We start from the raw sequence: 1730 nt of genomic DNA, 5'->3' as shown, positions 1-1730 counted from the left end.
GGTGAGCCCTGATGTTCGTGCCATCCAGAAAAGTCATGCCCAGCGCCACTCCGTGGTGGTCCTGAACCAGTTCGAGCAGGCGTTCCCACACCCCCAGTTTCGCCCAGCGGATGAAAAGCTGCGCCGCCCGCCACCACGGACCCAGCTCAGCGGGGATACTTCGCCATTTCGCACCATTCTCATGACGCCAGAAGATCGCTGCTATCGTACGCCGCAGATCATGGGGCGGTGTCTTGCCCCTTGGCCGAACCGCCTCAATCAGCGGTTCCCAGATCGCCCATGTCTCATCAGTGAAAGTGCCTGTTCCGTCTCCTTCTTCAATCCATACAATATAGGAAGTATTTTAAGATCTAACAGGCCCTAGGTGTCGACAATGATTCGGTGGAAGCTATCGTCACCCGTATGAGACTCCTTGAAAAAATTACAAGTGTTGAGGCTCCTCTCGTCCACGTTCCTCATTTTCCATTCCCTGGTATAGGCCACATCCGAAAAGAACATGCTGGTTACGTCTGGGAACCCGTCGTTTGGGAGTGGTGATAATAGAGCCTTCGTAGGACGCCATGCCGCTGAAGATCGTCCGCGTCAGTCTCTATGCTGGGAAGTAAATTTGATTAAACTGACATTCTGAATTGTATTCACTGTGTATATCTATAGTTGAAGAGTAATCGGCCGCTTGAGGCCGCCTTATGCCTGAGGATTGTGACTGGTAACTTACCGTCGTTAACGACGTCGTTATTGACGTCGTTTGGGAGGTAAATATGGCTCAGGAAATCCTGATTGGCGTTGAACGCCGTCGCCGCTGGCCGGACGAACGGAAGCTGGAGATACTGGCTGAAGTTGGTGTGGACGGGGCAAGTGTATCGGATGTGGCACGTCGGCATGGCCTGACCCGCCAACATCTTTACCAGTGGCGTACTTCATTCCGTCAAAGACTGTCTTCCCCAGATCAGTCTGTGGCGTTTGTTCCTGTTGCTTCCGTGAATGCACCCACTGTGGCGTCTGGCGATGATACTGACGAGTTGGCCATTGTGCTGCGCAATGGCCGTTGTATCAGGGTGACGGGACATCCTGCAGAAGAGCTTCTGGCACGGGTCATCCGGATCGCGGAGACGGCATGATTGGCGTGGGCAACGGTGTGCGTGTCTATCTGGCCTGCGGGGTGACGGATATGCGCAAGGGCATATCGGGGCTGGCCGCACTTGCACAGGACAGGCTGCGTCAGGACCCGACATCGGGCGCTCTCTTCGTCTTTCGCGGTCGCCGGGGGGACAGGATCAAGCTTCTGACGTGGGACGGTCAGGGGTTCTGCCTTTATTACAAGGTGCTCGAGACCGGACGTTTTCCGTGGCCCTCCCCGGCAGATGGCGTTGCCCGCCTGACAGCCGCACAGATGGCCATGCTCTGGGAAGGAATCGACTGGAGACGGCCATCCTGGTCGGCGCCCCCCTCTCGCGTAGCCTGATTTTTTTTCATTATTTCTGTCGCGGATTTCTTTGTTTTCTGGCAGTTTTCCGCTATTATCCAGAGATGGAGCGACACTCTGGCCCCCTGCCTGATGATCTCGAAACCCTCAAGGCCATCATCATGGCCCAGCAGGGCGAGATCGTGCGGCTGTCGGCGTCGGCCCGGGCCTATGATGCCCTTGTCCAGTCGCTCAGGATCCGGATCGCTCGCCTGCAGAAACAGAAATTCGGGGCCAGTTCAGAAAAGATCGAGCGTGAGACTGAACA

At 55.9% G+C, this 1730-nt stretch carries 3 protein-coding genes and 1 pseudogene; 3 read left to right on the top strand and 1 reads right to left on the bottom strand.

The annotated features are described in order from the left end of the window. Positions 1 to 274 (bottom strand): transposase (locus GEU01_RS25415; RefSeq protein WP_232272548.1); only part of this gene is annotated, 274 nt, incomplete at its 3' end. Between the two features lie 484 nt (positions 275 to 758). Here GEU01_RS25415 and tnpA point away from each other — a divergent pair. The 3 genes and pseudogenes from tnpA to GEU01_RS21495 form a co-directional block, all read left to right on the top strand. Continuing rightward, positions 759 to 1118 (top strand): IS66-like element accessory protein TnpA, encoded by a 360-nt coding sequence (gene tnpA / locus GEU01_RS26090; protein ID WP_042711006.1) that lies wholly within the window; start codon positions 759 to 761, stop codon positions 1116 to 1118. Beyond that, positions 1115 to 1462, top strand: coding sequence for an IS66 family insertion sequence element accessory protein TnpB (gene tnpB / locus GEU01_RS21500; RefSeq protein ID WP_019087537.1), 348 nt, complete (start codon positions 1115 to 1117; stop codon positions 1460 to 1462). The genes tnpA and tnpB overlap by 4 nt, the downstream gene beginning before the upstream one ends. A gap of 65 nt (positions 1463 to 1527) precedes the next feature. Beyond that, a pseudogene (locus GEU01_RS21495) lies at positions 1528 to 1730 on the top strand (IS66 family transposase); the annotation flags it as partial.

The organism is Komagataeibacter europaeus LMG 18890, from assembly GCF_000285295.1.
In the GTDB taxonomy this organism is placed as follows: domain Bacteria; phylum Pseudomonadota; class Alphaproteobacteria; order Acetobacterales; family Acetobacteraceae; genus Komagataeibacter; species Komagataeibacter europaeus.
Note: the sequence above shows the minus strand (reverse complement) of the source record. Positions and strands in the feature narration are given on the sequence as shown.

What these genes read in the sequence shown, in the direction of transcription:
- tnpA (WP_042711006.1), top strand. Translation starts at nt 759, where the DNA reads ATGGCTCAGGAAATCCTGATTGGCGTTGAACGCCGTCGCCGCTGGCCG.
- tnpB (WP_019087537.1), top strand. Translation starts at nt 1,115, where the DNA reads ATGATTGGCGTGGGCAACGGTGTGCGTGTCTATCTGGCCTGCGGGGTG.